Source organism: Octadecabacter dasysiphoniae (genome assembly GCF_021532615.1).
Classification (GTDB): domain Bacteria; phylum Pseudomonadota; class Alphaproteobacteria; order Rhodobacterales; family Rhodobacteraceae; genus Octadecabacter; species Octadecabacter dasysiphoniae.
Genome location: NZ_JAKGAQ010000009.1, coordinates 1 through 5,718 on the forward strand (window position 1 = coordinate 1; position 5,718 = coordinate 5,718).

General features: G+C 53.1%; 10 protein-coding genes. 8 read left to right on the forward strand and 2 right to left on the reverse strand.

The genetic code is table 11. The features are described 5' to 3' along the window. The 3 genes from L0664_RS18330 to L0664_RS18340 all read left to right on the forward strand — a co-directional run. A partial coding sequence (locus L0664_RS18330) for a replication initiator protein A (RefSeq protein WP_235227354.1) occupies nucleotides 1-633 on the forward strand: 633 nt, incomplete at its 5' end. Between the two features lie 62 nt (nucleotides 634-695). Then, complete coding sequence (locus L0664_RS18335) at nucleotides 696-1,031, forward strand: zinc ribbon domain-containing protein (protein ID WP_235227355.1); 336 nt, start codon at nucleotides 696-698, stop codon at nucleotides 1,029-1,031. Next, complete coding sequence (locus L0664_RS18340) at nucleotides 1,032-1,676, forward strand: hypothetical protein (protein ID WP_235227356.1); 645 nt, start codon at nucleotides 1,032-1,034, stop codon at nucleotides 1,674-1,676. It begins immediately after the preceding gene. Nucleotides 1,677-2,070: 394 nt separating this feature from the next. Here the strand turns inward: L0664_RS18340 and L0664_RS18345 are convergent, their stop codons facing one another. After that, nucleotides 2,071-2,517 carry a hypothetical protein gene (locus tag L0664_RS18345; protein WP_235227357.1) on the reverse strand — a complete coding sequence of 149 codons (447 nt, stop codon included), beginning with the start codon at nucleotides 2,515-2,517 and terminating at the stop codon, nucleotides 2,071-2,073. Nucleotides 2,518-2,642: 125 nt separating this feature from the next. Between L0664_RS18345 and relB the strand changes: the two genes are divergently transcribed. Both relB and L0664_RS18355 read left to right on the forward strand, forming a co-directional pair. Next, nucleotides 2,643-2,942, forward strand: coding sequence for a type II toxin-antitoxin system RelB family antitoxin (gene relB / locus L0664_RS18350; protein ID WP_235227358.1), 300 nt, complete (start codon nucleotides 2,643-2,645; stop codon nucleotides 2,940-2,942). Next, nucleotides 2,917-3,210, forward strand: a complete 294-nt coding sequence (locus L0664_RS18355) for a type II toxin-antitoxin system RelE/ParE family toxin (RefSeq protein ID WP_235227359.1) — start codon at nucleotides 2,917-2,919, stop codon at nucleotides 3,208-3,210. The genes relB and L0664_RS18355 overlap by 26 nt, the downstream gene beginning before the upstream one ends. A gap of 21 nt (nucleotides 3,211-3,231) precedes the next feature. Here L0664_RS18355 and mobQ read toward each other — a convergent pair whose 3' ends face one another. Beyond that, the gene (gene mobQ / locus L0664_RS18360; RefSeq protein ID WP_235227360.1) at nucleotides 3,232-4,029 is read right to left on the reverse strand and encodes a MobQ family relaxase; all 798 of its coding nucleotides are present in this window, start codon (nucleotides 4,027-4,029) and stop codon (nucleotides 3,232-3,234) included. A 220-nt stretch (nucleotides 4,030-4,249) separates the two neighbouring features. Between mobQ and L0664_RS18365 the strand changes: the two genes are divergently transcribed. The 3 genes from L0664_RS18365 to L0664_RS18375 form a co-directional block, all read left to right on the forward strand. Next, nucleotides 4,250-4,519 (forward strand): hypothetical protein, encoded by a 270-nt coding sequence (locus tag L0664_RS18365; RefSeq protein WP_235227361.1) that lies wholly within the window; start codon nucleotides 4,250-4,252, stop codon nucleotides 4,517-4,519. After that, a complete protein-coding gene (locus L0664_RS18370) occupies nucleotides 4,516-5,031 on the forward strand; it encodes an MICOS complex subunit MIC26/MIC27 (protein WP_235227362.1) in 516 nt (171 codons plus the stop codon). The genes L0664_RS18365 and L0664_RS18370 overlap by 4 nt, the downstream gene beginning before the upstream one ends. 235 nt (nucleotides 5,032-5,266) lie before the next feature. Next, the coding region (locus tag L0664_RS18375; RefSeq protein WP_235227363.1) for a replication initiator protein A at nucleotides 5,267-5,718 on the forward strand (452 nt) is incomplete at its 3' end.

A 5,718-nucleotide genomic window follows, 5' to 3' on the forward strand; every position in this document is an offset into this window, starting at 1 on the left:
GGAACGAACTTTCAGACAGACATCACCACTGGAAACAAGCGGGAGACAAGGATTTTCGGCCTGATAGACGAAGGCGGTTTTGTGATGAAAGACGAAGGGGAATGGCGACTCGATTATTGTGAAGTTGTCTTATCCGATTGGGTCATGCGAGCCATTGAAGGTGACGAAGTGGTCACCATCTCAAACGACTATTTCCGCCTCCGTAGACCGCTTGAACGCCGCATCTATGAGATTGCCCGCAAGCATTGCGGCAGCCAGAAACGTTGGCATATCAACCTCGCAAAACTCCAAGACAAGACGGGTAGTAACGCGCCCCTCAAGAAGTTCCGCCTCAATATCCGGCAGATCATCGAAGGCGACCACCTGCCCTTCTACACGCTGGAACTGAACTCTGACGATCTGGTGATCTTCCGACCACGCCAGAACCGCGTGATCATCGCGGCTGACATTGTTCTGCCGGAATGGGCCGAAGAAAAGGCTCGTGAGATCGCACGGGGTAAGGGCTGGGACTACCACGCCCTGCGCGCAAACTGGATGAACTTTGCACACTCCGAAACGGCTAAAGGAAACCCGCCAAAAAATGCTGGCGCTGCATTCGTTTCATACTGCAAAAAACAAGAGAAACTAAGGTAAATAGCTATACCCATTGTAAAAAATCTCCACCTCATTATTGAAGTACTCAAAAGGAAATTTCTATGGCCAAACCCACAATAATTGAATGCCCAACCTGTCAACACAAGGTCAGCACCAGCGCAACATCATGCCCATCGTGTGGCGCTGTGCTGAGGAAAGCAAAGCGCGGTATTTTCGGTAAACTTGTTATATTCGCGTTCTGGGGCTTCAATATTTTGATGGTGCTTTGGATTTGGGCTGGCACTCAAGGTGCCGTTGAAAGCCAAGCAGGCATGTCAGGGGCCGAGGCTGCAGGAGCGGCTATCGGAACGGGTATCGGTGTCACGCTCCTTATTTTTGTCTGGCTGATTGGAGCAATCATTCTAGGCATTATGGCGCTCCTTACACGCCCCAAATAAATGGCTGAAAGTGTATCTTACTGGATTTGCTCATGTGGAAAATCCAACCTTAAAAGCAGCAAAAAATGCGCCGAATGTGAGAAACGTCGCCCACGGCGCTGGCTAATCTATGGGGCAGTTCTGGTTGCAGCAGTCGTGGGTATCGCTATGCTGTCACCAGCCCCGCCTCAGCCAAAAACGGCACTGAACCTCCCTGCGGCACAACAAGATTTCTTATCTGAAATTGAGGCTTTTCAATCTCAAGTAAGCTTGTCGCCAAATTCTCTGGCGTTGCGAGAACTCATACAGACTAGAGACACACAAATAGCCAATATAGCCTCCCCAGAGGGATGGTCTGGCATAGTCCTTGGTATTCAAAGCGTCCAAGGTAAGGGCGGCATTAGCATTGATATCGGTGGTGTAAACCTACTCGCTGGAGTTCATCTTTCATACGGTCTGGACACTCTGATCCCATCGTCACAGTCCACTGTATACGATATGCTGTTGAGCTTACGGCGCGGCGATAAAGTGACGTTCTCTGGAGACTTTGAAAGTCATAATGGGTCTGCAGTGGAAATGAGCTATACTGGTCAGGCAGCGGTATCAAACCCAGAATTTTTATTCACTTTCAGATCACTGGAACCTGCACCGTCTTTGAAAGACTGAGTGTTAGATCACATTTACGGAGACCATTATGTACAGAACATACTTGCCCATTTTAGCTCTATTTTGGGCTGGAGCTGCGTCCGCACAAGAACTTTCACTTGGAAGCTATCTTACTAGTATGGACCGGACAGCCGTGACCTTCTCTGGACGGATAAAATACAATAGCTCAGAGGGTGATTTCACATTTTATGATGAAAACCGTGAACCTTTTGGTGTGACCGTTGACGCGGGCAGAGACGCCCGTGAAAGAATCGAAACAGAGTGTAACAACACAAGCTTCATGGTCTCATATGACGATCTTTGTACGATAGCTGGCAGTGGCACCGTAGAGATCCGAGGATCTCGCGTTTACATCAGCGTTGAGCAGGTGGATCAGTTAAACAACTGACTTCCCCTACCCTCTTAAACGAGCCCAGAAGCCTCTACGCTGTGGTTCTGTCCCCTTCTCGCGCTGATCAGACAACAGTCCGGTAAGTTGGCGGCGTTCTGACTTCTCGTCGGCCAGCATTTGCTGCAAACTCTCTATGCGGTCGGTCAGTTGTTCACGCTCACGGGTCCGCTCAAGCTCTGCTATGGCAATTTGCTGCCGCAACGCATTAACTTCGGTGGATACGGCGCTGTTTACACTATGTTTCTCAGATGTTTCTAATTGTTCATTTAGGGATGTTTCCGTTTTCTTTGGAAACACACGCAGAACCTCGGCAGGGTCTAACTGAAAACCCGCCTTCGTTTTCTCATGAACGCTCATCTTTCCTGATTTTATAGCCTTAGAGATAGCCCCTTTAGACCAGCCACACATTTCTGCCGCCTGCCCTAGTGTAAGATATGTGCTGTTTCCCATAATGTTTCCAATTGTTCATTACTGCTGTTTTTATAGTGTTTACGATACACCATGATAGGGCAGGGGGGAAGGTAGTTGAAATCGTATCTCAATTGAGATACACTCTTGTTCAGGAGGATATTTTCATGCCCGCACAAACTTCAATGCTCCACGTCCGCGTGGACGATCAACTTAAAGCCCAAGCCACTGACGCCCTCGCGGGTGTCGGCCTGACACTCTCAGATGCAGTGCGCATCCTGTTGACGCGTGTTGCAACGGAAGGTGGATTGCCTGCGGGTCTGACCGCTGATCCTGATGCTTATGACGCATGGTTCCGCGCCAAGGTGCAGGAAGCGCTGGATGATCCGCGCCCCGCGGTCCCACATGCCCAAGTGATGCAGGAAGCGCAGGCGCTGATCGATGAGAAACGCCGTGCTCAAACTTGAATGGAAAGCGACGGCCATTGCCGACCTGCTGGCGATTGTCGATTATATTTCCGACGACAATCCAGACGCGGCCCAAGCTCTCAAAGATGAGATCGAGGCCAAAATCTCACGCCTGCCTGATAACCCGCAACTTTACCGCGTGGGACGTGTGGATGGCACCCGCGAGATGGTGGTGCGCCCCAATTACATCGTGATCTATGCAGAGGACGCCATTGCCGTGACGATCCTGCGCGTACTTCACGCGGCCCAACAATGGCCCGAAGCATAACCACTCCACTAGCTTCATATTTCAGCACCCTATGGGAAGGTCACGGGCCTCGCGCCATAGATCGCCAGCGGCTGTCTGGATGCCGCGCCGCTCCATGCTCCACGCCTTCCAGCCAATGTCAGGCAGCGGATCGCGGTCCAACTCCACCGCCTCGATCTCCAGCTCATGCGCGGCCTTGTCGTCGCCGCGCTCCAGCGCCCGCTCTTTGAGGTCCAGCTTTTCGTCGCGCTGCGCCTCAAGGCTGCGGTGGTCGATCTCACGCGTGGCCTCAATCTCGCGCAGATAGCTGTTCGCATGATCGGCCCAGCTTTCGCGCCAATCCTCCAGCAGCTCCTTGCTGTTCCAAGAACGGTCTTTGCCCTCAAAACCGTTCTCTCCAACGGAACGGGTGGTCAGCATGATATGGGCATGGTGGTTGCGCTGGTCGCCCTCCTTGCCGGGAGCATGAAGTGCCACGTCCGCAATCATGCCCCGATCGACAAAGGCGGCCTGCACAAAGGACCGCACCAGCTCGCCCCGCTGTGCGTCGTCCAGTTCGTGCGGCAGGGCCACCGTCACCTCACGGGCAAGCTGGGCGTCCTTGCGCCGTTCCGCAGCCTCGACGGCGTTCCACAAGGTCGCCCGATCTTTCATTGAATCGGGCGTACCTTCAGGAACGAGGATTTCAGAGGACAGGACGCCCGTGCGGTTGGAGTAATCATGCTCTAACCCTTGGCGACGGTCCTCGATGCGCTCGGCCGTCCGGTAGGCGGCGGCGGCAACGGCACTGCGCCCTGTGCTGCGGGAGATCATCTTTGCGGAGAAATGATAGATCGCCATCGCAGCAATCGGCCTCGTGCGGTTGGTCCAGGGCAACGCGCCCTGGTCTGGTGGGGTTTGGGGCGGGCGAAGCGCCGCCCCATGTTGCCGCCTGCGGCAAAGGGGAATGGCGTCGCCTTGGGGTTTACCCCGTTGAAGACCTCACACATTGCTTGCAATGTATAAGTGAGCACTTAAAGTGTTTCTACCGTAGCATCCAGAACAGGACCTCGCAATCCTCATGCCCCGATCTGAACCTCGCACCATCGACCAGAAAATCGCAGAGGCCGAGAACAGGGTCCAACGGCTCAAGACCAAAAAGCGCACCAAAGACACGCGGCGAAAAATCATCGTTGGCGCAACCGTCATTCCGGCAGCGTTCAAAGACAAAGCCCTCGCCCGCCAGCTCGTCACGTTGTTGGAAACCTCCCTGACGCGGGCGGTGGACATTCAAGACGCGGAACCCCTTCTCAACGATCTGCGCAAATTCATAGGAGAGACCCAGCCATGAGCGACGGCCCCGTACAGGACCTAATCGACCAGTTGAAACTAATGCGGGTCGAGCTGGGTGACGTGAAGAAACGCCAGTTGACCGAGGAACGGCTGAAACACCTGCAAGCCGCACTGGAGGACAACGCTAAACAGATCGAGGGCGTCCGCCACGCTGCCGCACACGGTGGCAAGGAAGGCGCAGAGCGCCTCAGCTACGATCTCAGCAACAAAGCAGCTCAGATTGAGAGAAAGGTCGATGATGCCGTGCGCGGCCTCTCAGAAGCTCGTAGAGACGCCTCAGGCACCATTCTAGCCCGTAGGCGCAACGTTGGCCTTCTTGCTCTATTCTCAGCCCTTACAGGGCTTGCCACAGGCGCTTTGCTCACGTTGGTCGTGTTTGATCATTATCTGGAGCGAAATTTCAAGGATAGCATCCAGCTCATGGGCTGGGATTGGTCTTGTACTCGAACTGATGGGTTCATCTCCGATCAGGATAACGGCAGGTTTTGTGTCTTCCAGATCAGCGAGTAATTCACAACTTGGCCTAGTGTTAAAGATGTTACCTACGGAGTAGTGTTACGGATTCCGTAGGGGCCTTTTCTATATAACTCAAATGCTCGTGTCGGTTCCGAAAGGTGCGAATCTTGGTTCCGAAAGGTGCGAATCTCGGTTCCGAAAGGTGCGAACGCTAATCGCTTAAAACATGGTTCCTGATAGTGCGAATTTTTTGGTTCCCGATAGTGCGAAGTTCCGCTAGGGTCCCGACATGGCCTTACTTCCAGATCGACACCCTCAAAAAGACTTCTTCATCCTCGATATCGCCGATGTCGTACTCAAAGATGACATGGCTTCAATGGAACATCCGCTGTTCTCATTGGCGACAAAGCCAGACCATAGGCATCTGGAATATCGTGGCGGAGGGAATCGGCTTAAAATCATCCCTTCGGGTGTTGGACTACCAACCATCTTCGACAAAGACATTCTGATTTTTTGCATCAGCCAATTGATGCACAAGAAAAACCGTGGGGAACCCATTGGAAGTCGCGTGCGGTTTAGTGGGCGAGAGCTGCTAATGGCGACAAACCGACCCACAAATAATCTTGGTTATCAACGCCTCGAACAAGCATTCCATCGCCTCAGAGGAACGAACTTTCAGACAGACATCACCACTGGAAACAAGCGGGAGACAAGGATTTTCGGCCTGATAGACGAAGGCGG

What these genes read in the sequence shown, in the direction of transcription:
- L0664_RS18370 (WP_235227362.1), top strand. Translation starts at nt 4,516, where the DNA reads ATGAGCGACGGCCCCGTACAGGACCTAATCGACCAGTTGAAACTAATG.
- L0664_RS18355 (WP_235227359.1), top strand. Translation starts at nt 2,917, where the DNA reads ATGAGAAACGCCGTGCTCAAACTTGAATGGAAAGCGACGGCCATTGCC.
- L0664_RS18345 (WP_235227357.1), bottom strand. Translation starts at nt 2,517, where the DNA reads ATGGGAAACAGCACATATCTTACACTAGGGCAGGCGGCAGAAATGTGT.
- relB (WP_235227358.1), top strand. Translation starts at nt 2,643, where the DNA reads ATGCCCGCACAAACTTCAATGCTCCACGTCCGCGTGGACGATCAACTT.
- L0664_RS18365 (WP_235227361.1), top strand. Translation starts at nt 4,250, where the DNA reads ATGCCCCGATCTGAACCTCGCACCATCGACCAGAAAATCGCAGAGGCC.
- L0664_RS18340 (WP_235227356.1), top strand. Translation starts at nt 1,032, where the DNA reads ATGGCTGAAAGTGTATCTTACTGGATTTGCTCATGTGGAAAATCCAAC.
- mobQ (WP_235227360.1), bottom strand. Translation starts at nt 4,029, where the DNA reads ATGGCGATCTATCATTTCTCCGCAAAGATGATCTCCCGCAGCACAGGG.
- L0664_RS18335 (WP_235227355.1), top strand. Translation starts at nt 696, where the DNA reads ATGGCCAAACCCACAATAATTGAATGCCCAACCTGTCAACACAAGGTC.